19 protein-coding genes are annotated in these 24,721 nt (G+C 72.4%); 5 read left to right on the forward strand and 14 right to left on the reverse strand.

Features of this window, described 5'->3' with window-relative positions:
* Positions 1 to 23: 23 nt before the first annotated feature.
* From OG361_RS36575 to OG361_RS36590, 4 genes are all read right to left on the reverse strand, one after another.
* Positions 24 to 1,448 (reverse strand): GH1 family beta-glucosidase, encoded by a 1,425-nt coding sequence (locus tag OG361_RS36575; protein WP_405860554.1) that lies wholly within the window; start codon positions 1,446 to 1,448, stop codon positions 24 to 26.
* A 109-nt stretch (positions 1,449 to 1,557) separates the two neighbouring features.
* Positions 1,558 to 2,499 (reverse strand): carbohydrate ABC transporter permease, encoded by a 942-nt coding sequence (locus OG361_RS36580; RefSeq protein ID WP_405860556.1) that lies wholly within the window; start codon positions 2,497 to 2,499, stop codon positions 1,558 to 1,560.
* Positions 2,496 to 3,353, reverse strand: coding sequence for a carbohydrate ABC transporter permease (locus OG361_RS36585; protein WP_405862634.1), 858 nt, complete (start codon positions 3,351 to 3,353; stop codon positions 2,496 to 2,498). Before OG361_RS36585 ends, OG361_RS36580 begins: the two co-directional genes overlap by 4 nt.
* Before the next feature lie 268 nt (positions 3,354 to 3,621).
* Positions 3,622 to 4,983 (reverse strand): extracellular solute-binding protein, encoded by a 1,362-nt coding sequence (locus OG361_RS36590; RefSeq protein WP_405860558.1) that lies wholly within the window; start codon positions 4,981 to 4,983, stop codon positions 3,622 to 3,624.
* Positions 4,984 to 5,309: 326 nt separating this feature from the next.
* Between OG361_RS36590 and OG361_RS36595 the strand changes: the two genes are divergently transcribed.
* The gene (locus tag OG361_RS36595; RefSeq protein ID WP_405860560.1) at positions 5,310 to 8,084 is read left to right on the forward strand and encodes a glycosyl hydrolase; all 2,775 of its coding nucleotides are present in this window, start codon (positions 5,310 to 5,312) and stop codon (positions 8,082 to 8,084) included.
* A gap of 65 nt (positions 8,085 to 8,149) precedes the next feature.
* On the opposite strand, the gene OG361_RS36600 is transcribed toward OG361_RS36595, so the two are convergent.
* The 8 genes from OG361_RS36600 to OG361_RS36635 all read right to left on the reverse strand — a co-directional run bounded on the left by OG361_RS36600 (position 8,150) and on the right by OG361_RS36635 (position 17,880).
* The gene (locus OG361_RS36600) at positions 8,150 to 9,175 is read right to left on the reverse strand and encodes a LacI family DNA-binding transcriptional regulator (protein WP_405860562.1); all 1,026 of its coding nucleotides are present in this window, start codon (positions 9,173 to 9,175) and stop codon (positions 8,150 to 8,152) included.
* Between the two features lie 246 nt (positions 9,176 to 9,421).
* Positions 9,422 to 10,834, reverse strand: a complete 1,413-nt coding sequence (locus OG361_RS36605; RefSeq protein WP_405860564.1) for an amidohydrolase family protein — start codon at positions 10,832 to 10,834, stop codon at positions 9,422 to 9,424.
* Between the two features lie 159 nt (positions 10,835 to 10,993).
* The gene (locus tag OG361_RS36610; protein ID WP_405860566.1) at positions 10,994 to 11,740 is read right to left on the reverse strand and encodes a GntR family transcriptional regulator; all 747 of its coding nucleotides are present in this window, start codon (positions 11,738 to 11,740) and stop codon (positions 10,994 to 10,996) included.
* Positions 11,741 to 11,851: 111 nt separating this feature from the next.
* Entirely contained in the window at positions 11,852 to 12,847 is a 996-nt protein-coding gene (locus OG361_RS36615; protein WP_405860568.1) for a LacI family DNA-binding transcriptional regulator, read from the reverse strand.
* Positions 12,844 to 14,628: a glycoside hydrolase family 36 protein gene (locus tag OG361_RS36620; protein WP_405860570.1), complete on the reverse strand. Its 1,785-nt coding sequence runs from the start codon at positions 14,626 to 14,628 to the stop codon at positions 12,844 to 12,846. Before OG361_RS36620 ends, OG361_RS36615 begins: the two co-directional genes overlap by 4 nt.
* 8 nt (positions 14,629 to 14,636) lie before the next feature.
* Complete coding sequence (locus OG361_RS36625) at positions 14,637 to 15,464, reverse strand: carbohydrate ABC transporter permease (RefSeq protein ID WP_405860572.1); 828 nt, start codon at positions 15,462 to 15,464, stop codon at positions 14,637 to 14,639.
* Positions 15,461 to 16,489, reverse strand: a complete 1,029-nt coding sequence (locus tag OG361_RS36630) for a carbohydrate ABC transporter permease (protein ID WP_405860574.1) — start codon at positions 16,487 to 16,489, stop codon at positions 15,461 to 15,463. The genes OG361_RS36625 and OG361_RS36630 overlap by 4 nt, the downstream gene beginning before the upstream one ends.
* Entirely contained in the window at positions 16,486 to 17,880 is a 1,395-nt protein-coding gene (locus OG361_RS36635; protein WP_405860576.1) for an ABC transporter substrate-binding protein, read from the reverse strand. Before OG361_RS36635 ends, OG361_RS36630 begins: the two co-directional genes overlap by 4 nt.
* A gap of 245 nt (positions 17,881 to 18,125) precedes the next feature.
* Here OG361_RS36635 and OG361_RS36640 point away from each other — a divergent pair, with 245 nt between their 5' ends.
* A complete protein-coding gene (locus OG361_RS36640) occupies positions 18,126 to 20,135 on the forward strand; it encodes a hypothetical protein (RefSeq protein WP_405860578.1) in 2,010 nt (669 codons plus the stop codon).
* 94 nt (positions 20,136 to 20,229) lie between these two features.
* Here OG361_RS36640 and OG361_RS36645 read toward each other — a convergent pair whose 3' ends face one another.
* Together OG361_RS36645 and OG361_RS36650 are read right to left on the reverse strand one after the other, a co-directional pair.
* Complete coding sequence (locus OG361_RS36645) at positions 20,230 to 20,505, reverse strand: LapA family protein (RefSeq protein WP_405860580.1); 276 nt, start codon at positions 20,503 to 20,505, stop codon at positions 20,230 to 20,232.
* Positions 20,506 to 20,553: 48 nt separating this feature from the next.
* Positions 20,554 to 21,288 carry a beta-glucanase gene (locus OG361_RS36650; protein ID WP_405860582.1) on the reverse strand — a complete coding sequence of 245 codons (735 nt, stop codon included), beginning with the start codon at positions 21,286 to 21,288 and terminating at the stop codon, positions 20,554 to 20,556.
* Positions 21,289 to 21,466: 178 nt separating this feature from the next.
* Between OG361_RS36650 and OG361_RS36655 the strand changes: the two genes are divergently transcribed.
* From OG361_RS36655 to OG361_RS36665, 3 genes are all read left to right on the forward strand, one after another.
* A complete protein-coding gene (locus OG361_RS36655) occupies positions 21,467 to 22,975 on the forward strand; it encodes an FAD-dependent monooxygenase (RefSeq protein WP_405860584.1) in 1,509 nt (502 codons plus the stop codon).
* Between the two features lie 178 nt (positions 22,976 to 23,153).
* Entirely contained in the window at positions 23,154 to 23,885 is a 732-nt protein-coding gene (locus tag OG361_RS36660) for a TetR/AcrR family transcriptional regulator (RefSeq protein ID WP_405860586.1), read from the forward strand.
* 64 nt (positions 23,886 to 23,949) lie between these two features.
* Positions 23,950 to 24,720, forward strand: coding sequence for a hypothetical protein (locus OG361_RS36665; protein WP_405860588.1), 771 nt, complete (start codon positions 23,950 to 23,952; stop codon positions 24,718 to 24,720).
* Position 24,721 lies beyond the last annotated feature (1 nt).

Below are 24,721 nucleotides of genomic sequence, written 5' to 3' on the forward strand. Positions count from 1 at the left end.
CGCCAGGCCTCGCCGCCCCTTCCTCAGGCGTCGAGGCCGCCCCGGGCGATCACCTCCGCGTACCAGCGGGCGCTGTCCTTGAGGGTCCGGCGCTGCGTGGCGAAGTCGACGTGCACGATGCCGAACCGCTTGCTGTAGCCGTACGCCCACTCGAAGTTGTCCAGGAGCGACCACAGGAAGTAGCCCCGCACGTCCGCCCCGTCCGCGAGCGCTCGGTGCACGGCCGTCAGGTGCGCGTGCAGATAGGCCACCCGCTCCGGGTCCTTCACGTTCCCCGACGGGTCGGCGTAGTCCTCGTACGCCGCCCCGTTCTCGGTCACCACCAGGGGGACGCCCGGCAGTTCGTCCCGCAGCCGGACCAGCAGCTCGTGCAGACCGGTGGCGTCCACCGGCCAGTCCATTGCGGTGCGCGGTCCCGGGGCCGGTTCGAACCGTACGTGCCGCTCCGCACCCGCCCACGGCGAGGGCGACTCGGAGGTGCCCGCCGCGACGACCGAGGGGGAGTAGTAGTTGATGCCCAGCGAGTCGATCGGCGCGGACGTCGTCGCCAGATCGCCGTCCTCGACGAAGGACCAGTCGGTGATCCCGGCCGTGTCGCGGACCAGGTCCTCGGGGAGCCGGCCGTGGAAGACCGGGTCGAGGAAGATGCGGTTGCCGACGGCGTCGATCCGGCGGGCCGCCTCCCTGTCCTCGGGGGCGTCGGAGAGCGGCCGTACCGCGTGCAGGTTGAGCGTCAGGGACACCTCGGCGGAGGCAGGCAGCGCACCGCGCAGTACGCGCGTGGCGAGCCCGTGCGCCAGGTTGAGGTGGTGGGCGGCGCGCAGCGAGTCGAGGGCGCTGGTCCGGCCGGGGGCATGCACGCCGTTGCCGTAGCCGAGGAAGGCGGCGCACCAGGGCTCGTTGAGTGTGGTCCAGGTCGCCACCCGGTCGCCGAGGGCGTCCGCCATGACGCCCGCGTACTCGGCGAACCGGTACGCGGTCTCCCGCCGCGGCCAGCCGCCGCCCGCGGCGGAGTCGCTGACGGACCCGGTCTCCAGCTCCTGCGGCAGGTCCCAGTGGTAGAGGGTCGCGACGGGCCGGATGCCCGCGTCGAGGAGCCCGTCGACGAGCCGCCGGTAGAAGTCGAGCCCCTTGGAGTTGACCTGGCCCCGCCCCGCGGGCAGCACCCGGGGCCAGGCGATCGAGAAGCGGTAGTCGGTGACGCCGAGTTGCCGCATCAGGGCGATGTCCTCGTCGAGCCGGTGGTAGTGGTCGGCGGCGATGTCACCGGTGTCGCCGTTGCGCACCTTGCCGGGGGTGCGGCTGAAGGTGTCCCAGACGGACGGCGTGCGGCCGTCCTCGGCGGCGGCACCCTCGATCTGGTACGCCGCCGTGGCGGTGCCCCAGCGGAAGCCCTGCGGGAAGCGGAGGGTGGTCGGGCTGTCGGGGCGTGCGTCGATCGCGGTCATGAGGTGGGAACTCCCGTGAGTGAGAAGTCTGTTGGGGAGGCGGAGGCGGAGGCGGAGGCGGAGGGGGAAGGGGAAGGGGAGGGCGGGGCGATGTGCTTCCGGGGCGGCTTCAGCCCTTGACCGCGCCCTGCATGATGCCGCCGACGATCTGCCGGCCGAGCAGGCCGAAGACCAGTAGCACCGGCAGGGTGCCGAGCAGGGCGCCCGCCATGATCACCGACTGGTCGTGGACGTAGCCGCCGCCCAGCTGGCGCAGGGCGACCTGGACGGTCGGCTCCGAGGAGGAGAGGGCGACGATGGGCCAGAAGAAGTCGTTCCACGCGGCCATGAAGGTCAGCAGGCCGAGGACCGCCATGCCGGGCCGGGCGATCGGCACCACGATGGACCAGAAGATCCGGGCGGTGGAGGCCCCGTCGACCCGGGCCGCCTCGATCAGCTCGTCCGGCAGCGTCTGCACCAGGTACTGCCGCATGAAGAACACGCCGAAGGCGGAGACCAGGCCCGGCAGGATCACCGACTGGAGCTGGTTCACCCATCCCAGCTCGGCGATCATCATGAACAGCGGGATCACACCGAGCTGGGGCGGGATCATCATGGTGCCCACGGTGATCGTGAGCAGCGCGCCCCTGCCCCGGAAGCGGAGCTTGGCGAAGGCGAAGCCGGCCAGGGTGCAGCACAGCACGGTGCCGAGCGTGATGGATCCGGAGACGATGAGGGAGTTGAGCAACGCCTTGCCGATGTCGGCCTCTTCGAGCACGGCCTCGAAGTTGCGGATCAGGTTCGGGCCGGGCAGCACGGACGGCGGGACCTGCGCGAGGTCGGCGTTGGAGCGGCTCGCCGCGACGAGGGTCCAGTAGAACGGAAACGCGGAGACCAGTACGGCGACGATCAGGATCGCGTAGGCGACGGGCCCCGCGTGCAGGGTGCGACCCGCCCGGGAGGGACGGCCGCGCCGGGACGGGCGGTCGAGCCGCGGCGGGCGGGCGTCCCGCGGCGGACGGTCGTCCGAGGACGGGCGGGGCGGGACCTCTGTGGTGCTCGGCGCGGTCATCGGCCGGCCTCCTTGCGCGAACGGCGGTGCGCGATCAGTGCGTTGACCCCGACGACCACCACGATGAGCAGGAACATGACCCAGGCGATCGCGGCGGCCCGGCCCAGGTGGAAGAAGCCCCAGCCCTGCTCGTACATGTAGAGGCCGAGCGTCTGGTACTGGTGCGAGATGCCGCCCGAGATCGAGCCTTCGAGCAGCAGCGGCTCCCCGAAGAGCTGGGTGGCGCCGATCGTGGAGACGATGACGGTGAAGACGATGGTGGGGCGCAGCCCGGGCAGGGTCACATGGAAGAACTGCCGCCAGCGCGACGCTCCGTCCATCGCGGCCGCCTCGTACAGCTCGTCGGGGATCGACTGCATGCCGGCCAGGTAGATCAGCGCGTTGTAGCCGGTCCAGCGCCAGATGACGACGGTCGAGACCGCGATCTGCGAGGCGACCGAGCCGGTCTGCCAGTCGACGGGACCGATGCCGACGACTCCGAGCACGTAGTTGATCAGCCCGAACTCCTGGCCGAAGAGCTGCGCGAAGACGAGGGTGGCGGCGGCGACCGAGGTCGCGTACGGCAGCAGGACCGCCGTCCGCAGGAAAGTGCGGCCGCGCATGCGGTAGTTGAGCAGATGGGCGAGCCCGAGGGCCATGACCAGCTGCGGCACGGTCGAGAGGAGACCGATGGTGAAGGTGTTGCGCAGCGAGTTCCAGAAGAAATCGTCACTCAGGAGCGCCGTGTAGTTGCCGAGGCCCCGCCACTCCATGTCGCCGGGCGTCTGGAGCTCGACCCGGTACAGCGAGACGTACGCCGTGTAGATCAGGGGGAAGACACCGAAGGCGGCGAAGAGAGTGAAGAACGGGGCGATGTAGGCGTACGGCGAGGCCTTCTGCCACGCCCGCCGGACGGACGGTCCCCGCCGGGGCGCGGGGCGGGACTTCGGCGGCTCCGATGCCGATGCCGGTGTCGGAACCGGCGGCGGTGTCGCGGGTGCGGTGAGGGTCACGGTGCGGCCCTTCGGGGAGGAATCGGGGGAGAGACGGGGTGTACGGCGCCGGTGCACGACGCCGTGCACCCGGGTGCGTCGGGGCCGGACGGGTGTGCGCCGGGAGTGGGCCACCCGTCCGGCCCCGGGATCAGCCGAGGGTGTTCGCGACGCCCTTCCGCGCGTTCTCCCACGCCTTCTCGGACGAGACGCCCTTGCGCTCGACCTCGCTCAGCGCGTTGGTGATCTGCTGGGAGATGTTCTGGTCGTGCACCCCGAGGACCTGGACCGGGGCGCCCTTCGCCGCGTCACCGAAGATCTTCCCGATCGGGGCGTTCGAGAAGTACGGGTCCTTGGCGGCGGCGACCTTCTCGATCGCGCCGGTGGAGGAGGGGAAGTTGCCCTGCTTCTCGAAGAGCCTGGTCTGCTGCTCGGGCGCCGTGAGCCACTTGATCAGCTCGTACGCCTCCTTCTTGTGCTGGGCGGCCTTCGGCACGGCGAGGTAGGAGCCGCCCCAGTTGCCGGCGCCGCCGGGGAGCGTGGCGATGTCCCACTTGCCCTTGCCGCCCTCGCCGGCCTGGCCCTTGATGTAGCCGAGCATCCAGGCGGGGCAGGGCATCGTGGCGAAGGATCCGGCGGCGAAGGCCTGGTTCCACTGCGGCGACCACTGGTCGAGCTCGGCGCTCAGCCCGTCCTCCGCCGCCCGGACGGAGTGGTCCCAGGCGGCACGCAGCGCCGGGTTCTGCTCCCAGATCAGCTTCCCGGAGGCGTCGTAGTACCGCTCCTTCTCCTGCCCGATCATGATCGAGTAGAGGCTGCCGACGCTGTCGAGCCAGGTGCTCTTGCCGGGGGTCTTCGCCTTGTACTGCTTCCCCAGCGCCAGGTAGCCGTCCCAGGTGGCCCAGCGCTTGGCCAGTTCCTCGCGGTCGGTCGGCAGCCCGGCCTTCTTGAAGAGGTCCGTGCGGTAGCACATCGCCTCGGGGCCGACGTCCGTGCCGAGTCCGAGGACCTCGCCGTTCTTCCCGGTGGCGGCGGCCCACTTCGCCTCGGCGAACTGCGCCTTGAGACCGTCCGCGCCGTACTTCTTCAGGTCCTCGAACTTGTCGGACTGCTGCTGGACGACGGAGGCGATCCGGCCCACCTCGACGCCCTGGACGTCCGCCAGGCCGCCGCCGCCGGCGAGCCGGGTCTGGAGGGACTTCCAGTAGTCGGCCTCGTCCTCGGTGTCCGTCTGCTTGATGGTGACGCCCGGGTGGAGCTTCTCGTACTCGGCGTAGAGCCCCGCCTCCTTGTAACCGAAGGAGCCGAAGAGGTCCACGGTGATGGTGACCTCTCCGCCCGCGCCGTCCGTGGCCGCCCCGTCCGAGGAAGCTCCGCAGGCGGCGAGCAGGGCACCGGTCAGGACGACCGCCCCGAGACGGACGGCTGCGGTGCCGACGGTCGACCTGGCGGTGGGCCTGGCGGCGGTTCCGGTGCTGGATCCGGCGGATCCTGCGGCTCGGGCGATGGGCATGGGAAGCCTCCCTTGGCTCCGGGGCGAGCGAGAGAGCTGATTGAGAGCGCTCTCAAGAATGCGGTTGGAGCGTGCCCGCGCTCCGGGTGTCCCGTCAAGACTTGAAGGCGTAACGGCTTGGACTCGGGGCCCAACTGCCTTCCCTGTCCCCTCTCTTGACACCCAGGTTTCGAGAGTTTTACGTTTTCGGCCATCCGGAGCGTTTGAGAGCGCTCTCGAAAGGCCCTTCCCGGCCCTCGGAACCCCTCCGCGACTCCGCACGCATGCCGCACCACCCCCATCCCCCGTCCGTACTCGATCCGTCGTGACGACATGAGGTGCCGTTCATGCCAGCCCCCCGCACCCGGCCCGCCGCCGCACTGGCCCTGGTCTCCGCCCTCGCCGCCCTGGGACTCGGCCCCGCCGCCGCACCCGCGGCCGCCGCCACCGTCCCCGTGGGCGCCGGAAGCTACTCCGACACCCGACCCGCCGGTACCTCCGGCCCCACCACCAACACCGGCGCACCGGTCACCCCCAAGGTCACCGCCGCCGCCCAGGGCAAGCCGGTGCCCACCAACGACTGGTGGTCCTCCCTCGCCTTCCAGCGGTACGGGGACAACCCGTACTCCACCCCCATGTACGGCCATCCGCTCACCTACCAGGCCGTCGCCGGCGGCCTGGACATCGGCTACCCGACCAGCGCGGCCGTCGTCGGCGACGGCCGCCAGTACGAGTACGCCCACAAGCGCGACCTCACGCTCGGCCTCACCGGACTCAACTCGCCCGACACCAAGGTCGACGCCTGGTCGGACTGGACCGTCACCCCGTACTGGTCGGACGGCGCGCGCACCCTGCGCACCACCATCGGCCACGGCATGCCCTTCGTGTACGCCAAGGGCACCGGCGGCGACGCCCGGATCACCACCGCCACCGCCCCCACCGTCTTCGCCGACCAGGGGAACGTCCTCGGCATCACCGTCGCGGGCCACCACTACGCGCTCTTCGCCCCCGGCGGCAGCGACTGGACCGTCTCCGGCTCGACCCTCACCGCCGGCCTCGGCGGCAAGGACTACTTCTCCGTCGCCGTCCTGCCCTCCACCGACGCGCTCGCGACCTACCGGAAGTACGCCTACAGCTTCGTCACCGGGTCCACGGTGAACTGGAGCTACGGCGCCGGCACCGTCCGCGCCACCTACGGTCTCACCACCGAGGCGAAGGAGGGCACCGAGCGCGGCACGCTCCAGGCGCTCTACCGGCACCAGTGGCTGCACACCACCGACGCGCTCACCCCGTACACGTACGTCTCGCCCCGCGGCACCATGAAGGTCCGGGAGTCGGCCTCCTTCACCACCACCCAGCGGGCGGCCGCCACCCTGCCCGGACTGCCGGGCGGCGGAGGTGTGGACACGGCCCGGCTGCGCGGCTACCTCAACGAGGTCGCGAACTCCTCCGACCCCTTCTCCGGCGCCGTCGACACGTACTGGACCGGCAAGGCGCTCGGCAAGCTCGCCCAACTGGTGCCGCTCGCCGACCAGATCGGCGAGGGCGCGATCCGCGACAAGCTCCTGGGGCTCATCAAGGGCCGCCTCCAGGACTGGTTCACGGCGGGCGGAGCGAGCGAGTTCTCCTACGACCAGGCGTGGAAGACCCTCACGGGCTACCCGGCCTCCTACGGCAGCGACACCGAGCTCAACGACCACCACTTCCACTACGGCTACTACGTCTACGCGGCCGCGATCGTCGCCCAGTACGACCAGGCCTGGGCCGCCGACTCCGCCTGGGGCTCCATGGTGAAGACCCTGGTCCGCGACACGGCCAACCCCAGCCGCACCGACGGCTCCTTCCCGTTCCTGCGCGGCTTCGACGTCTACGCCGGACACAGCTGGGCCAGCGGCCACCAGGGCTTCGCGGCGGGCAACAACCAGGAGTCGTCCTCGGAGTCGACCAACCTCAGCGCCGCGCTCGTCCTGTGGGGTTCGGCCACCGGTGACACCGCGCTGCGCGACCTCGGCACGTACCTCCTCACCACGGAGGGCGAGGCCATCGCCCAGTACTGGTTCGACGCCGACCAGCAGGTCTTCCCCGCCGGCTTCCAGCACGACACGGCCGGCATGGTGTGGGGCAGCGGCGCCGCCTACGCCACCTGGTGGACCGCCAACCCCGAGGAGATCCACGGCATCAACGTCCTTCCCGTGACCGGCGGTTCACTCCACCTCGGCGGACACAAGGAGGCCGTCCGGCGCAACATCGCCGAGCTGGAACGCGAGAACGGCGGCCCCGCCGTCGAATGGCGCGACATCCTCTGGGAGTTCCAGTCCTTCGCCGACCCGGGCGCCGCGAAGGCGAAGTGGGACGCGGGCCACGCCGGATACACCCCGGAGGCGGGGGAGTCCAAGGCCCACACCTACCACTGGCTCACCACTCTCGACGCGCTCGGCGCCCCCGACGCCTCCGTCACGGGGTCCATCCCCACCTCGGCGGTCTTCACCAAGGGCACCACGCGCACGTACGTGGCCCACAACCACGGCGCGACCGCCCGCACGGTCACCTTCTCCGACGGCAAGTCCCTGACCGTGCCCGCGCGTTCCACCGCCACGGGCAACGGCACGGGCGGCACCGACCCCGACCCGGGTCCGCAGCCCACCGGGAACACCTTCCAGCTCCGCTCCGGCGGCAGCCTCACCACGGCCACCGGCGCCGCCGAGGGCAGCGACACCGTTCCCTCGGCGCAGGGCGCCAACCACGACGGCACCCCGAGCCGACCGCTGGTGTACGAGATCAAGGGCGTCAACGGCACGCTCAGGCCGGGCGGCCTCACCGCCTTCCGCCTCCACGTCGACGCCGGCACCGCCGTCGGCCTCGGCCAGCAGGCCCGGATCAGCTACGACCTCACCGGCGACGGCACCTTCGACCGGACGGAGACCTACCACTACTTCGCCACCGACCCCGTCGTGGGCTGGGAGGAGTACGCCCAGGCCCGCGGCCTGAAGGCGGCCACCGGCACCCTCGGCGACCTGCGCGGCGGCACGGTCCGCCTGGAGGTCTGGAGCGCGATCGGGAACGCGGACGCACGCCTCCGGACGGGCACGGACAAGTCCGTGGTCGTCATCCCGTACGACTGACCCGACACCCCCACAGGAGCGGCGGGCCCGGAGACACCTCCGGGCCCGCCGCCTCGCGCTCTCCGTCAGGCCGACGCGCGGCGGACCAGCGACGTCGGGGTGATCACGGAGGCGGGGGCCTCGCCGTCCACCCCGTCGAGCAGCCGCATCAGCAGCTTGACCATCAGCCGTCCCATGCCCTCGATGTCCTGGCGCACCGTGGTCAGGGCCGGGGAGGTCCGGTCGACCACCGAGGCCATGTCGTCGAAGCCGACCACCGCCACGTCCTCCGGGACCCGCACCCCGCGCTCCCGCAGGGTGCGCAGCGCGCCCGTCGCCATCAGGTCGTTCGCGACGAACACGCCGTCGAGGTCCGGCCTCCGGTCGAGGAGCTCCGCCATGGCGCGGGCGCCGCTCTCCTCGGTGAAGGCGCCCTGGCACAGGAGGGAGGGGTCGGCGTCGGGCAGGACGTCGTGATAGCCGTGGAGCCGGTCGATCGCGGAGGTCTGGTCGCCGGGACCGGAGATGTGGGCGACGGTGCGACGGCCCAGACCGACCAGATGGCCCACCGCCTCCCGGGCGCCGCCGCGGTTGTCGCAGTCGACGAACGGCACGGCCGGGTCGATGCCCGGGGCGGGGCGCCCGCCGAACACCACGGGAATCCGGGCCCGGTCGATGAGGGCGGGCAGCTCGTCGTCACTGTGCAGCGAGAACGCCAGCGCCCCGTCCACGTGCCCGCCGCCCAGATAGCGGGCGATCCGCTCGTGGTCGCCCGGACCCTCCACCCACAGCAGCACCAGCTGGGAGTCGTGCGCCGTCAACTCCCGGCTGATGCCCCGCACCTGCTGCTCGAAGAACGGGTCGGAGAAGATCCGGAACTCGGGCTCCGCGATGATCACGGCCACCGCGCCGTTGCGCCGGGTGACCAGGGTGCGGGCCGCGTGATTGGGGACGTAGCCGAGCTCCGCGACCGCCCTGTTCACCTTCTCGACCAGCGGAGCGCGTACCCCCGCACCCCCGTTGACGACCCGCGAGGCCGTGGCGCGGGAGACTCCGGCGTGTGCGGCGACGGCTTCCAGAGTGGGGCGGGATCCCGTGGTCTGCTCGGGCAAGGCGGTCGCTCCTCGTCTGCGCTGCGGTCCGACGCTGACCAGGATATCCACAGCCCGCACCGCTTGAGAGCGCTCCCAGAGGGTCGATGTGGTGCACATGCAGTCCACACGGGCCCACACGCAGTCCACACGTGCCCCACGGTCCACGTACCGGGGTGGGGCGGGGGCGGGGGCGGTCACGGCGGGGCTCCGCCCGTACCCCGATCGACACTGTACGGACAGGCCGCCGGAACCGCCCCGGTCGGCTCAGGCGAGGAACTCGCCGTCGCGGGCCACCACGACTCCGCCGTGCACCACCATGTCCCGCTGAGGCATGTCCACGACGACCTGCGGCAGGCATTCGCCCCGCACGAGGACGAAGTCCGCCGGTGCGCCGGGCGCGAGGTCGGCGTGCGCGAGCCCCATGACGTCCGCACCGCCGTGGGCCGCGACGCGGTAGCAGTCCGCCAGATCCTCGTCGAGGCGTACGTCCCGCACCCAGCCGAGGAGCTGCGCGCGATGCAGCATGTCCGCGTTGCCGAAGGGGCTCCACGAGTCGCGCACGCCGTCCGAGCCGAGCCCGACCCGCACCCCGTGCTCGCGCAGCCGGGCGATCGGCAGCACCAGGGCGTCGGAGGGCGCCACGGTGGTGAGGGCGATGTCCTGGGCGCCCAGGTCGGCGGCGATGGAGCCGAGTTCGCGATCCGACAGTTCCGGCAGGCAGAAGACGTGGCTGACGGTGACGCGGCCGGCGAGGGAGAGGGCGCGTGTGCGGTCGATGATGCCGCGCATGGCCTTCATCCCCTTCTCGCCCCGGTCGTGCAGATGGATGTCGACGCCGACTCCGTGGCGGTCCGCGATGCCGAAGACGAGGTCGAGCTGCGCGTCGAGTGCCTGGTCGAAACCGATCGGGTCGATGCCGCCGATCATGTCGATGGTGCCCTCGCGGGCCGCCTCCTCAAGGAGCGCCGCCGTGCCCGGCGTACGGATGACGCCGTGCTGCGGGAAGGCCACGATCTGGACGTCGAGAGCGTGGCGCAGCCGCTCACGGGCCTCCGCGACGCCCTCGACACCGGCCAGGCCGTAGGCCGGGGCCACGTCGGCGTGGGCGCGCATCGCCCGGGTGCCGCGGGTGACGGCGTGCGCCATGAGTCCGTACGCGCGTTCCGCGACGGGGCGGCGCTGGGCGTGGAAGAGCTCCACGTCCTGGGCCACGTAGTCGGCGATGCCGCTCGCCGGCCGCCGCGAGACCCAGGAGCCGCCCCAGGTCGTCTTGTCGGGGTGGATGTGGGCGTCCACGAGGGACGGGAGCGCGATCCTTCCACCGCCCTCGACGACCTTCGCGCCCCGCGGCGCCGGGCCGTCCGAGACGCGGCCGTCGACGACCACGAGGTCCGTGGCCCTCGCCGCGCCGAACGGACGGACGTCGCGGAAGACCGTGGCCCTGGCACGGCGCCCGGCGGCGCCGGATGCGGCGGTCTCGGGGGCGGATCCGCCGGACGCGCCGGACGCGCCGGATGCGGCGGTCACGGCCCGGGATGCGGTCGTGGCGTGGGCGGAGGCCGCCGTGGCGGCCAGAGTGGCCGTCGTGCCGGCCAGGGCGGCGGCGCCGGCCAGCACGGTGCGGCGGGAGAGGGGACCGGGGACGGCGGACGGGGGCGGGGTGGCTTCGACGCGCATGGGAGCTCCTTGGGGAGGGGGCCGGTGGCTCCCCGTTTTTGTATACCAAGTCGCGGGCGCCGGACAAGGGTGATGATCGCGAGCCCCATAGATCTGGACTTCGCCATGATTTGGCCCGCGAGGGAGGCGTGATGGCTCGTTCTTGGTATACAAATACTCTCAGGCGTCGCCGAAGAGGGAACGCAGGGCGACGGCTCTGCTGTCCCGCACGTGCAGCAGCGTGCCGGCCGCCGCGGCCTCCGCGTCCCCGGCCGCGATGTGCCGGAACATCTCGGCGTGCTGCGCCCGCATGTGTGCGGGCTCCTCGCGCAGGCCGAACAGCAGCCGCAGCTGCCAGCTCAGCTGTTCCATCGTGCGGGCGAGCAGCGGGTTGCCCGCCATCGCCACGACGTTCTCGTGGAACGCCGTGTGGGCGGCCACCTCGCGCGCCCCCTCGCCCGCCGCGGCCGCCGACTCGGCCTGCCGAAGGCTCGCCTCCAGCGCGGCGAGCCCCTCGGCCCCGCCCGCGCCCTCGGGCACACCCGATCCCGCGCCCTCGGCCCCGGCAGCAGCCCTGCCCGCGCCCGCAGCCCCGCCGACAGCCCCGCCCGCGGCCACGGCCCGCGCCGCGAGCCGCGAGGCCTGGACGGCGAGCGGCTCCCACACCTCGTACAGATGCTCCACGTCGACGCGTTCGAGGCGCCGTACGCGGACGCCGCTGTGCGGAAGCAGTTCGAGGAGCCCTTCGGTGGCGAGCGCGCGCAGCGCCTCGCGCACCGGTACGCGGGACATGCCGAGCTCCTCGGCCACCTCCCGCTCCACCAGCCGGGCGCCCTGCGCGTACCGCCGGTCGACGATGCGCTGCAGCACGGCCTCGCGCGCCCGCGCACTGAGCGAGGCGGCTCCGGTCCTGCCGGTTTCCGTCACTGGCGTGTTCCTTTCCTGTCCGCGCCGGGCGTCCCCACCAGGCGTCCCCGTCGGGCGCCCCTGCCGTGCGCCCCGTCGGGCGTCCCTCCCGTGTGCCCCTCCCGTGCGTCCCTACCGGGCCGCGGGGCCCGTGGAGGCGCGGATGACGAGCTCCGGGTCGAAGAGGAGCTCGCCCGTGGGCACCTCGCGGTTGCTGACCAGGGCCAGGACGCTGCGGCCGACCTCCAGCGCCAGCCGGTCCGCGGGCTGGCGGACCGTCGTGAGGGCCGGGTCGGTGAACTCGGTGACCGCCGAGCCGTCGTAGCCCACCACGGAGACGTCGTCCGGGACGGACAGGCCCTGGCGGCGGATGCCGCGGACGGCGCCCAGGGCCATGAAGTCGCTCGCCGCGACGATCCCGGTGGCGCCGAGGCCCACCAGGGAGTTGGCCGCCGCCTGGCCGCCCTCCACGCTGTAGGACTGGCGGACGACCCAGCGCTCCGCGTCGTCGATGCCCCGTCGGACCATGGCATCGACGAAGCCCCGGACCCGCCGGTCGGCGGGCCGGTTCCCCGCCGGGCCCGAGGCCATGCCGATGCGCCGGTGGCCGAGGCGGTGGAGATGGTCCACGGCCAGTTCGGCCGCGAGCGCGTCGTCGGTGGAGAAGACCGGGGCAGGCACCCCGTCCGCGAACTCGCCGTTGATCCCGACGTACGGCACGCGGCGCTGGCGCAGCAGCTCGTAGCCGTCCGTGTCCGCGCCCTCCACAGTGTTCGACGCGGAGAGGAAGACGACGGCGGCGACGCCCTTGTCGACGAGGGAGGTGAGGAAGTCCAACTCCTGCACCCCACCGGGGAAGACGGGGCAGAGAACGGTCTTCAGGCCGTGCGGGGCGAGCGCCGACTCGATCCGCTCGGCCACGTCGGCGAAGAACGGGTTGGAGACGAACTCCGTCACGACGGCGACCAGTTGCCCCTGCGTGACCCGCTCGTAGCCGAGCTCGGCCATCGCCTGCTCGACCGCCTCGCGGGTCTTCTTCGACACGCCCTGCCGCCGGTTGATCACCCGGCTGACGGTGGCCTCGCTGACCTGTGCGTGGGCTGCGACGTCGGTGATGCCGACCTTCATCGCGGTCCTTCCGTGAGTACGAGCGAAACCAGACCGCCACGCGGGACGGCCAGGGGACGGGGCCCCTCCGGCAGGAGCGTCAGCGGATCATCCATCATACGGCCGTCCGGCCCGTGGACCCGGGCGGCCACCCGGCCGCCGCCCCCGGTGACCTCCACCATCAGCCGGTCCCGGTCCGAGCCGTTGACCAGGTGGAAGCTGCGGTACGCGGAGAAGTCGAGCTCCACCACCCGGTCGGCGTGCACGCTCACCAGGCACTCGTCGCCGCGCGCCGCCACCACCAGCGGATACAGCTCGTCCGGCCGGCCCGGCTCCACCCGCCCGTCGAGCAGCAACTCCCGGTGCCGGTGCCAGCGCCCGAGCCAGAACCGTACGGCCGACAGCTGCTCCGGCGGCGTCGCGTCCAGGCGTACGGAGATCTGCGGGACCGCGTGCAGCGCCCCGATCAGCTGGCGGGCGACCGCCTCGACCGGCGCGGAGCGGGACCACATCACCATGTCGGAGTGGACGGCCCCGCCCACGGCGAGCAGCGAGGTGTCGAGGGTCCGCACCCGGTTGGCGGTCGCGTCCGCCGGGCAGTCGAAGGAGCGCAGCATGTTCCCGAAGGGAGCCATGCCGGGCCCCACGTACGGCTGGCGCAGTTCGAGCAGCAGCCCGGGCCGTACGGATTCCAGTGCCCGGCGCACCTCGGTGAGCAGCTCCGTCATCGCCCGGCCGACGTCTCCGCCGCCGTCCGCCGCGTACACCGCCGCCTCGTCGAGGAAGTCCAGCTTGAGCCCGTCGACGCCGTACTCGCGCACGAGCGAGACACACAGTCCGACGACGTGCCGGCGTACCTCGGGGAGGCGCGGGTCCAGCACGTGGGCGCCCGGCACGGTGGCCGGGGCGGGTGCCGAGGACGCCCAGCGGTCGTGGCAGTCGGCCTCGGGGCCGAGCAGCAGCGGCGCCACCCAGAGCAGATAGCGCAGGCCCCGCTCGCGCACCCGGGCCACATGGCCGGCGAGGTCGGGGAACTTGGCGGGGTCGGGCCGCCAGTCCCCGCAGCCGGCGTACCCCCGGCCGTTGCCGAACAGCTGCCAGCCGTCGTCCAGGATGAGCACCCCGCAGCCCAGCTCGGCGGCCGGTCCCGCCTGTGCCTCGACGGCCTCGGCCGTGACGTCCTGGTTGAAGGCGTACCAGGTGGAGTACACCGGGAGCCGGGCCGTGTCCGGCACCGGCATCGGCGGGTGGGCGGCGGCGAACCAGGTGCGCAGCGGCCGCATGGCGGCGGCGACGGACGGGGCGCGCGGGACGAGCAGCAGACGGTGCGGCTCCGTCGAGGCCGGAAGGCTCAGATGGACGACGTGGATGTCGTTCTCCTCCGAGACCCCGAAGCGGACGGTGGTCTCGGGGACGGGGTCTGCGGCGGCGAAGGTGAGGAGGGTGGCGCCGGAGTGCTCGTACAGGCAGCCGGCGGCGGGCCCGTCGACCAGGCAGACCCGGCTGAGGCCCTCCCAGTCGGCCACCAGCGTGCGCCGCCAGCCGCCCTTCGGGTGCCAGTAGCCCGCCGCGTCACCGAGCGGCACCGAGAGACGGAGCTCGACGGGCACCCCGTCGGCCCGAACGGAGAGCATCCGCAGCCCGTCCGCGAGGGTCGCCAGCTCCCATCGGGGGCGTACGCCGGGGTGGCCGGGGGAGAGGACGGCGATCGACACGTCGTCGAGCAGCGGCTCGGCGGGGGCGGGGGCGGCGTGCGCGGTGGTCACCACCGCGGGGGCGTGGTCGGTCATCTGTTCTTTCATCGAACTGCTCATTCCTTCACCGCGCCCGCGAGGAGGCCGGAGACGAAGTGGCGCTGGAGCGCGAGGAACACGACCGCCATGGGTACGGCGGCGATGGCGGTGCCGGCCAGGATGGCTCCGTAGTCGGTCTCGTCCAGCCCCTGGAGGGAGGCGAGCGCCACCGGGATGGTGAACGTGCTGTCGTCGCGCAGCACGATCAGCGGCCAGATGAAGTCGTTCCACTGGTACAGGAAGAGGAACAGGGCGAGGGCCGCGAGGGCCGGGCGCATCGGGGGCAGCGCGACCCGCAGGAACAGCCGGAACTCCCCGCAGCCGTCCATCCGGCCCGAGTCGAGCAGCTCCTTCGGCAGCGCGGCCATCGACTGGCGCATCAGGAAGATGCCGAAGGGCAGGGCCAGGTTGGGGGCGATGACGGCCTGGTAGGTGTTGAGCCAGTGCAGCTCGGCCATCATCTTGAAGAGCGGCACGAGGGTGATCTGCGCCGGCACGACCAGGCCGAGCATGAGGAGCCCGAACAGCGCCTCGCGGCTGCGGAAGCGGTAGGTGGCGAAGCCGTATCCGGCGAGGGTGCAGACGACGCCGGCGAGGAGCGTGTACACGGCCGCGATGCCCAGGGAGTTGAGCACCACCCGGCCGAAGTCGGCGGTCTCGTGGAGCGTGGCGAGGTTCTCCGCGAGGTGCCCGCCGGGCAGCAGGGGCGGTGGACTGTCGAAGATCTCCTGCGAGCTGTGGGTGGCGCCGATGGCCAGCCAGTAGAAGGGGACCGCGACGGCGGCCAGGGCGATGGCGAGCCCGGAGGTGAGCATGATGCTGCGGCCGGGGCGGCGGGTGGTCACGACTTCTCCCCGAGGAGGCGGAACTGGATCAGGCCGAGCAGTCCGACGAGGACGGTGAGGGCGTAGGCGACGGCGGAGGCGTAGCCGAAGTCGAAGTACTTGAAGGCGTTCTGGTAGAGGTACACGCCGATGGTCAGGGTGGCGTTGTCCGGCCCGCCGCCGGTGAGGACGTACGGCTCGTCGAAGAGCTGGAGCGTGCCGATGGTGGAGAGGACCGTCGTGAGCAGCAGCGCGGGGCGCAGCCCCGGCAGCGTGACGTGACGGAAGGAGCCGAGTGCCCCGGCGCCGTCCACGGCCGCCGCGTCGTAGAGCTCGCGCGGGATCGTCTGCAGCCGGGCGAGCAGGATCACGGCGTTGTAGCCGGTGTAGTGCCAGGTCAGGGCCAGGCCCAGGGAGATGCGCGCCCACAGCCCCTCGGTCAGCCAGGGCACCGGGTCCACGCCGACGCGGCCGAGCAGCCAGTTGACGAGTCCGTACTCCTCGTTGAGGAGGACGGAGAAGACGATGCCGTACGCGACGAGGCCGGTGACCATCGGCAGGAAGAAGCCGAGGCGGAAGACGGGCCGGCCGCGCAGCAGGGTGGAGTCGAGGGCGACCGCGAGACCGGTGGCGAGCGCCAGCATCAGCGGAACCTGGACGACGAGGATCACCCCGGTGTTGCGCAGCGCGGTCCAGAACAGCGGGTCGTCGGCGAGGCGTACGTAGTTGTCGGCGCCCACGAAGGTCTCGGTGCCGCCCACCGTGCGGTGCAGGCTGAGCAGGAACGACCAGCCGATGGGGTAGAGCTTGAACGCGGTGAAGAGCAGCAGCGCGGGCAGCACGAAGAGGTACGGGGCGGCCCGGCCCGGCCGCCGTCGGCGGCGTGCGGAGGGCGGGGGCGCGGCCGCGGCCGGTCCGGCCCCGTTTCCGGTTGCCGCTGCGGTTCCGCCCCCCGGTCCGGCCCCCGTTCCGTCCGCGGTTCCGCCCCGGCCGTCGGCCGCGACGGGCCAGGGACGTCCGGCCGTCGGGGTCTCGCTCGGTGTCATCGCACGGTCTTCCTGCCGGTCTGGCGGGCCAGCTCGCTCGCGGCCTCGGCGAGCACCTTCGCCGGGTCGGCGCCCTTCAGCAGCACCTTCGACTGGGCGTCGGTGACGAGCTTCAGGGCGCGGGCGTAGTCGGCGGTGTAGTTCACGGCGGGGCTGGGAGCCTTGAGGGCGGAGAGGAAGATCTCCCCCTTGCGCTGCCCGCTGAAGAAGGCGGAGGGCTCGTGGAAGACGGAGTCGTCGTACGCCTTGAGGAGGGCGGGGGCGATCCCCTTGCCCCGGTAGATCCGCACCTGCGAGGCGGGGCGGGTCAGCGCGAACTCGACGAAGGACCAGGCCGCCGCCCGGTGCTTGCTGCTCCCGGCGACGGCGAGATGGGTGGAGTTCACCGTGGCCGCGGTCGGGCCGCCGCGACGGACGGCCGGGGGAAGGCGGACCTTCCACTTGCCGGCCTCGCCGGGCACCTGCTCCTCGATGATTCCGCCGAACCAGGTGGGCCAGGGCAGCACGGCCGCGGTGCCCCGCTTCAGGGAGCTCATCAGGGCGTTCCAGCCACCGGCCAGATTGCTGACGAGTCCGGCGTCGTTCATGGTCTTGATGAGCGTCATGGCCCGGACGGCCTCGGGGGAGTCCAGGGTGATGCGGCCCTCCAGGTCGAAGTAGAAGGCGCCCTGGAGCTGGAGCAGCATCTGGAAGAAGTTGGCGGCGTCGGGCTGTGAGGCCGGCTTGTCGATGCCGAGGAGGTGGGCGCCCGTGCGTGCCTTGAGCTGCTTGCCGGCCTCGATGGTCTCGTCCCAGGTCTGGAGCGCCCCGACATCGACCCCGGCTCGTTCGAAGAGGTCGGCCCGGTAGTAGAACCCCGCCGAGTTCGCCTCCCAGGGAAGGGCGTTGACCCGCTTGCCGTCGGGGGAGACGGTCTGCCAGAGGCCGGCGGCGAAGGCGTCCTTGTGGGCCGTGGCGCCCAGCGGGGCGAGGTCGGCGAGGCCGCCGGGGAAGCGCTCGACGTATCCCGGCAGGTAGTCGACACCGATGTGCAGGACGTCGGCGAGGCCCTGGCCGCCGGCGGCGAGACCGGCCGTGATCTTGTCCCAGATGGCCGGGTTGCCGATGTCCTCGACGGTCACCTGGATGTCCGGGTAGGTCTTGTTGAACTCCGGTATCAGCGCCTTGAGTTCGGCGGCCGGGCCCTGCCATGACCAGACGGTGATCCGGCCCTTGCGCGGGTCTCCCGTGGCGCCCGAACCGCCCGCGCCGGTGTCGCCGCTGCCCGAGCAGCCGGTGAGGGCGGCCAGGCCGGTGAGGCCGAGTCCGCCGAGCCCGGCCGTCGCCAGGGCGCCTCCCCCGCGCAGTACCTGCCGGCGTCCCGGCTGTCTCCCACTCTGCTGGTCCGTCATGTCGGATCCCTTCGCTCGCACCGTTGCGGAAGCTGACGGGGTCGGACATTACAAGGACGATCGGTCGACTTGCAATGTCTCGATGAAAACTTTCAGTTTGATGAGTCATCGATCTCTGACGGGATCATTGCAATCCTTCATCGGCTGTTGCTAGCGTGCCGCGATCCCGCCAGCCCCGACCTGATCCGAACCGAACCGAACCGACCTGATCCGACCTGATCCGACCTGATTCGGGAGAGACCCTCATGACGCGTTCCCGCTTGTCGCTGCTGTCCGCCGTCGCGCTGCTCGCCTCACTCGCCGCGGGCGGCGCCCCGGCGGCGGCCTCCCCGTCCGCCTCCCCGTCGGCCCCCGCGGCCGGCTCTGTCCCCGCCTCCGCCCCCGGTGCCCCCGCCGTGCTGGCCGTGGTCGACCCCGGCTTCGAACAGGGGGGATCCGGCTGGGAGTTCACCCCCGGCACCGGCGTCGCGACCAACTACCCCCACGCCGGAAAGCGCCTGGCCTACCTCGACGCCGGCAGCGGCATGAAGGTCTCCCAGACCGTGACGGCCACCGGACACGGCGGCTATCTCGTCTCCGCCTGGATCGCCACCGGCGGCCCCGGCGGCCGCTACGTCCTGCGGGTCAACGGCGCCACCGTCGCCGAGCGGACCCTGCCCGCCGCCGCCAACTACCGCCGCCACACGCTCGGCAGGATCACGCTCGCCCCCGGGGACCGGCTGGAGATCGCCTTCGAGTCGGGGGAGAGCTGGGTCAACGTCGACGACGTGATGGTCTCCCCGGCCTCCCCCGCCGACCCCCGGATCACCTCCAGCGACCCCGAGATCGTCGAGATGTTCGACTGGGCCAAGGGCAAGGCCAACAGCTGGGTGCACCTGCCCGGCACCCAGGGGCCGCTCGACGCCGACGAGCGCCAGACCGGCGGCACGGGCACCGGCGTCTACGCCCCCTCCTACTGGGCCGGTTACGCCAACCGCAGCGGCTACTACTCCCGCGACATGGCCCACCAGCTCGCCGGCGCCGGCGTGCTGGGCCTGCACGCCGAGAACAGGGAGATGCTGCGCTCCTTCGCCGCCTCCGCCACCGCCGAGCACGCCTACTACCCGGTGTGGGCCCTCAACTTCGACAACCGCTCCTACCTCTCCATCGACTACCGGGGCCCGAGTCTCTTCGTCCGGGAGGTGCCCGCCCCCTTCGAGCTGGTGCAGAAGGCCGAGGAGGCGTACCGCTGGAGCGGTGACCCCGCCTACCTCGACGACCCGGCCCTGTGGGAGTTCTACCGGCACGCCACCGAGGAGTTCGTCACCCTCCACGACGGCCAGAAGGACAACGGCGGAGTGAACGTGGCCGAGGGCACCGGCCGGGGCATCTTCCAGGGCGTCGCGAGCTACAACGAGCAGAGCGACGAGCCGCTCGCCGAGGCCGGCGACGCCATCGGCTCGCAGTACCAGGCCTACCGGGCGATGGCCTCCCTCGCCCGTGCCAAGGGCGACCACCCGCTAGCGGCCCGCTTCGAGCGCCGGGCCCGCGACCTCAAGACGTACTTCAACTCCACCTGGAGCGGCAGCGGTTCCGGCGCCGACATGGTGCGCGGCTACACCACCGACGGGCGCGCCCTGACCGGCTGGGGCAAGGAGAACAGCTGGTTCATGCCGATGAAGCAGATCATCGCGCCCGGCGCCCGCCGCGAGGCCTACCTCGACTACATCGACGCCCAGGCCGAGGGAGCCGGACGCCCCGACAACATCGAGGCCCTGACCTACCTCCCCGACACCTTCCTCACCAACAACCGCGCGGACACCGCCTGGAAGTGGATGCGCCACATCTACGCGCAGAAGGACGTCCAGCACGTCAACTCCCGCCAGGGCACCAACGGCGACTACCCGGAGGTGTCCTTCACCCTGGTCGGCCAGACCGTCCAGGGCCTCATGGGCGTCACTCCGAACGCCCCCGCCCGAGCCCTCACCACCCAGCCGCGGCTGCCTTCCGGCATGGAGTGGCTGGGCATCGAGGACCTGCGCGTCGGCGAGTCCGTCTTCACCCTGCGCCACGACACGGACCGCCGCTCGACCCTCACCCACACCTCGGGCACCGCCCCGTACACCTGGGAGGCGCGTTTCCCCGGCGCCCACACCGCGGTCGCCGTCGACGGAGTGCTCCGCCCGGCCCGTACCGAGGTGATCGACGGGGCGACCTACACCGTCGTCCGCACGCGCGTGGCCCCCGGCCGGACCGTCTCCGTCGAGGTCCGGTGACCACGTCCGCGGCGTACCCGGCCCGCGCTCCCTGCTGAGCCGCGGCTGAAGCAGGCCGAGGAAGGCGCGGGCGGTACGGCGGGCCGGGTGGCGTTCAGCGACTGGCTCGCCGTCGGGCGGCTCGCCGCCGGTTGGAGATGATCAGTCCGAGGGCGATGCCCACGAGGAGAGTGCCCGTGAGCACGACCCAGAGCGGCAGTGTGACGGTGGGGATCCACAACCGGATGCTGACCGAGCCGGTGTTGACCGCGATGAACCAGATCGCGAGACCCGCGAGCACGATGAATCCGAGGGTGCGGATCCGCATGTCCCGGCCCTTGACGGTCAGCGTCGAGGGGCCGGGCTGTGGAGGTGCGTTCTGTGCTGCCATGTATCCCATTGTCTGCCGATATGGGCGGATGCTCGACCGGAAGGCCCCTCACTCGCGGTACACGCGCAACTCCGCCACCTCGTAGGACATCGCCGACGTCCCGGCGTCCGGCGCCGGGTGGTAGCGGCCGGCGCAGACCGAGAGGTTCACGATGAGGTGCGCCCGCCAGGAGCGGCCCACCCCGCGCCGGTCGTCGAAGACGCGTGCGCCGTTGACCCACCAGACCACGGAGCGGGAGCCGAACTCGACCCGGAGATCGACCCAGGCCCCGGGTCGGACGGCCGGATCCCGGAAGTAGTGGTGGCGCCCCCGGATGCGGTTGGACAGCTCCAGCAGGTCCGGGTTGTCGGGGTGGTACTCGAAGACGTCGATCTCCTGCCCGCCGTCGAGCCAGGTCCAGATCGCCGGCCAGGCGCCCGTCTCCTCGGGCAGGCGCACCCGGGCCTCCAGGACGTCGCCGGCCCGCACCAGGAACCCCTCCGGGCTGCCCTCCGTCGTGAGCAGGCCGGCGTCCCAGTAGCCGTCCGTGCGCCGGGTCGCCCGGAAGACCCCGGTGCGGCTGTACGCGGGATCCTCCACCAGGTAATCGAGTTTGTTGTCGCCGGGATTGGTCGGTCCGCCGTCCGGATAGGCCCAGGAGCGGCCCGCGGCCCACTGTTCGGCGGAGGAGAAGTCCGCGTCCAGGACGAGGGTCCCCGGCGCGCGCGGCGGCCCGTGCGTACCCGCTCCCGCACCGGAACCGGTACGTCGGCGCAGCAGGCGGTCGAAGAGGTCGGACAGCACGGCGGACTCCTTTCGCGCCGGCGTCCACCGGCCCATGGGCGATCTGCCCCACCTTGCGCCGATCATTCGCGGAAAGTGACCACGTGGCGACAATTCGTCACCGGCGAGACTCTCGAACGATAGTTTCGGATACGCTGTATCCGTTAATTCTTGGCGGGTCCGACGAGGGGCAGCGGAAATGAACGAGACACCCGGCAGCGCGGTCGACACCGCCGTCATCGTCGTCGGCGCGGGACCGGTAGGGCTCGCCCTCACCCTCGACCTGGCCCGCCGCGGACTCGCGGTACGGCTCCTGGAGCGCGCCGAGAACGGCTTCGAAGGCTCGCGTGCCAAGGGCATCCAGCCGCGCACCCTCGAAGTGCTCGACGACTTCGGTCTGGCCGACGCGGCCCTCGCGGCAGGGGGCGCCTACCCGCCGATGGGCCTGCACGTCGGCCCGTTCACCAAGACCTGGCGGATGCACGCCACCGCCCCCGACAGCGCGGGAACCCCGTACCCCGATGTCCTCCTGCTCCCGCAGTACGCCACCACCGAGCTCCTCCGCACGGCCGTCGAACGCCTCGGGGTGACCATCGACTGCGGCGCCCGCGCCGTCGAGATCACCCAGGGCGACGAGTCCTGCGCGGTACGCCTGGAGGACGGCCGGCTGCTGACCGCCCGATACGTCGTCGGCGCCGACGGCGGGTCCAGCACCGTGCGCAGGGCCGCGGGCATCGCCTTCGAGGGCACCACCGACGAGGCGGACCGGATGCTCCTCGTCGACGCCACCGTCGACGGCCTCTCCCACGACCACTGGCACATCTGGCCCCGGACCCGGGGCCGAGCCATCGCGGCCTGCCCCCTCCCGGGCGGCGGCAACCGGTTCCAGATCATGATCAGGACGCGACCGGGCGACGCCCTCGGCGGACCCGGCGGCGGTGAGCTCACCGAGGCAGATCTCACCGCCCTCCTGCGCCGCCGCGCCGACCGCTCCCTCACACTGCGCGACACCACCTGGACCTCGGCCTTCCGCCCCAATGTCCGTCTCGCCGAGCGCTACCGCAACGGCCGGCTCCTGCTGTGCGGCGACGCCGCCCACGTCCACACCCCGGCCGGCGCGCAGGGCCTGAACACCGGCGTCCAGGACGCCCACAACCTCGGCTGGAAGCTCCAGCAGGTCCTCGCCGGCGCCGACGACTCGCTCCTCGACAGCTACGAGGACGAGCGGCGCCCCGTCGCCGCGCAGGTCCTGGGCCGCTCCACCGAACTGTACGAAGGCCTGCGCGGCACCCGTCCCGGCAAGCTGACCCGGGGCCAGGACGAACACCAGCTGGGCATCTCCTACTTCGGCGGCCCCCTCGCCCCCGTCGACGGACCCCGCACCGCGGCCCTGCGCCGCGGCGACCGGGCCCCCGACGCACCCCTGCCCCACCCCGCCGGGGAGGCGACCAGGCTCTTCGACCTCTACCGGGGCCCGCACTTCACCGCCCTCGCGTTCGGCGCCCGCGCCGCGGCCGCCGTGGACCGGCTGGCCTGGCCGTCCGGCGGTGTCCCGTTGCGCCGCCACACCGTGCTGACGCACACGAAGCCGCGGACGCCGGGCGAAGCGGCCCTGCTCACCACGTACGGCATCACCGAGGACACCGTCCTGCTCGTCCGCCCGGACGGCTACATCGGCGACATCGACGACCTGCCGATGACCGCCTGAGAGCCTGAGAGCCCAGCAAAGCACGAGCACGCGGCCGGGGTCGGAGCCGAGGCCGGACGGACCGGTACGGTGTCCACCGCACCACCGCACCACCGCACCACCAACGGTCGCCGGCAGCCGTACGCGTCTCCCGGCGACCTCGCGCAGCGGACCGCACAGCGAGAGGGAGCCCGACCGCATGGCCGCCACCCCGCCGCCCCCCGGCAGCCCCGCATGGTGGGCCGGACGCTCCACCCCCGCCCCCACGGCGGAGCCCCGGCGCGGCCGCCCCTCGCTCGACACCGGGCACATCGTCGACACGGCCCTGCGCCTCGTCGACGAGCACGGCAGCCAGGCCTTCTCCCTGCGCATGCTTGCCGAGGCCCTCAACTCCGGTACGGCCACCCTCTACCGCCATTTCGACGGCAAGGACGAGATCCTGGCGTACGTCGTCGACCGCGTCCTCGGCGAGACGGCCCTCGACGATCTCGCCGCCCGGGCCGACTGGCGGGAAGCCGTCACGGTCACCGCCCACAGGTTCCACGACACCCTGCGCCGCCACCCCCACACCCTGCCGCTGCTGACGGCCCAGGTACCCGTCGGCCCCCATGGACTCGCCCAGCGCGAGCGGGTCCTGAGCGCCCTCCTGGCCCACGGGCTGCCGGTGGACCTCGCCGCCCGCGCCTTCACCGCCGTCACGCACTACGTCATCGGCTTCACCGCCCAGCAGTACGGCCCCGCCGCGGCGCCCGACAACGGCCCCGAGCTCGCCGCCTTCTACCGAGGGCTCGACCCGGCCGCGTACCCCGCTCTCCTCCGGGCCGCCGGGACCCTCACCTCCGTCTCCCTCGACGAGGAGTTCGACTTCGGGCTCGGCCTCCTCGTCCACGGTCTCGCCCGCCTGCACTCCGCCCCCGCGGAGAACGGCTGACGCGGCAGGCCGCGGCGGGAGTCCGGCGGCGCAACGCTCGCCACCCCGACTCGTTGATCACTCCATGAAGAACCCCTTGAACCACGTCGCCGTCCGAGGGCGGTTCCGCCTCCTGACCGCCACCGTCGCCGCCCTGATGCTGACGATGTCGGGTGCGCAGAGCACGTCCGCGAGCTCCGGTGAGCAGGGCAGCCACGCGAGCTCCGGTGAGCGGAACACCCACGCGAGCTCCGGCGAGCAGACCACCTACGCGAGCTCCGGCGGGCAGGGCTGTCCGACGGCGGAGATCTTCGCCACCGACAACACCTCGATCATCACGGATCCGGACGACCCCCGGCTCGACACCCGCCTGAAGCGGTTCGGCCGCGAGGTGCGCGAGATCATCCGGGTCAACGGCGCCCGGCCCGGCGCCTCGCAGCTCCTGGACGGCGTCTTCTGGTCCGCCGATCTGGGGCAGGCCACGTACGAGCGCTCGCGCGAGTTCGACGTCGAAAGGGTCGGCCGCGAGGGGCTCCACCACATCGCGGGCCTCATCGCCAAGCGGTACGACCAGGAGTCCGTGCTCACCTTCCGCTGCCTGCCGCGGACGTCGCCGGAGACCGACGCCGTCGAGATCGAGGTACCGGGCGTCTCCGCGAGCGGCCTGCGCGAGGCGCTGCTCGCGGACGCCGAGGCCCGCGAGAAGCTCGGCGGCGGTTCGGTCACCCTCGACGGCCGGCTGGTGCTCATCGCCCCGGTCGCCGACCTGCCGCTGGCCCGTTCGTTCACGGCCGAGCTCGGCGCCGACTGGAGCGAAGCCCAGGTGCGTTACGGCGACCGGGAGTTCGTGAGCTGAA

This window comes from Streptomyces sp. NBC_00090, assembly GCF_045160815.1.
In the GTDB taxonomy this organism is placed as follows: domain Bacteria; phylum Actinomycetota; class Actinomycetes; order Streptomycetales; family Streptomycetaceae; genus Streptomyces.

What these genes read in the sequence shown, in the direction of transcription:
- OG361_RS36575 (WP_405860554.1), bottom strand. Translation starts at nt 1,448, where the DNA reads ATGACCGCGATCGACGCACGCCCCGACAGCCCGACCACCCTCCGCTTC.
- OG361_RS36580 (WP_405860556.1), bottom strand. Translation starts at nt 2,499, where the DNA reads ATGACCGCGCCGAGCACCACAGAGGTCCCGCCCCGCCCGTCCTCGGAC.
- OG361_RS36590 (WP_405860558.1), bottom strand. Translation starts at nt 4,983, where the DNA reads ATGCCCATCGCCCGAGCCGCAGGATCCGCCGGATCCAGCACCGGAACC.
- OG361_RS36595 (WP_405860560.1), top strand. Translation starts at nt 5,310, where the DNA reads ATGCCAGCCCCCCGCACCCGGCCCGCCGCCGCACTGGCCCTGGTCTCC.
- OG361_RS36605 (WP_405860564.1), bottom strand. Translation starts at nt 10,834, where the DNA reads ATGCGCGTCGAAGCCACCCCGCCCCCGTCCGCCGTCCCCGGTCCCCTC.
- OG361_RS36615 (WP_405860568.1), bottom strand. Translation starts at nt 12,847, where the DNA reads ATGAAGGTCGGCATCACCGACGTCGCAGCCCACGCACAGGTCAGCGAG.
- OG361_RS36620 (WP_405860570.1), bottom strand. Translation starts at nt 14,628, where the DNA reads ATGAAAGAACAGATGACCGACCACGCCCCCGCGGTGGTGACCACCGCG.
- OG361_RS36630 (WP_405860574.1), bottom strand. Translation starts at nt 16,489, where the DNA reads ATGACACCGAGCGAGACCCCGACGGCCGGACGTCCCTGGCCCGTCGCG.
- OG361_RS36635 (WP_405860576.1), bottom strand. Translation starts at nt 17,880, where the DNA reads ATGACGGACCAGCAGAGTGGGAGACAGCCGGGACGCCGGCAGGTACTG.
- OG361_RS36640 (WP_405860578.1), top strand. Translation starts at nt 18,126, where the DNA reads ATGACGCGTTCCCGCTTGTCGCTGCTGTCCGCCGTCGCGCTGCTCGCC.
- OG361_RS36645 (WP_405860580.1), bottom strand. Translation starts at nt 20,505, where the DNA reads ATGGCAGCACAGAACGCACCTCCACAGCCCGGCCCCTCGACGCTGACC.
- OG361_RS36655 (WP_405860584.1), top strand. Translation starts at nt 21,467, where the DNA reads ATGAACGAGACACCCGGCAGCGCGGTCGACACCGCCGTCATCGTCGTC.
- OG361_RS36660 (WP_405860586.1), top strand. Translation starts at nt 23,154, where the DNA reads ATGGCCGCCACCCCGCCGCCCCCCGGCAGCCCCGCATGGTGGGCCGGA.
- OG361_RS36665 (WP_405860588.1), top strand. Translation starts at nt 23,950, where the DNA reads ATGAAGAACCCCTTGAACCACGTCGCCGTCCGAGGGCGGTTCCGCCTC.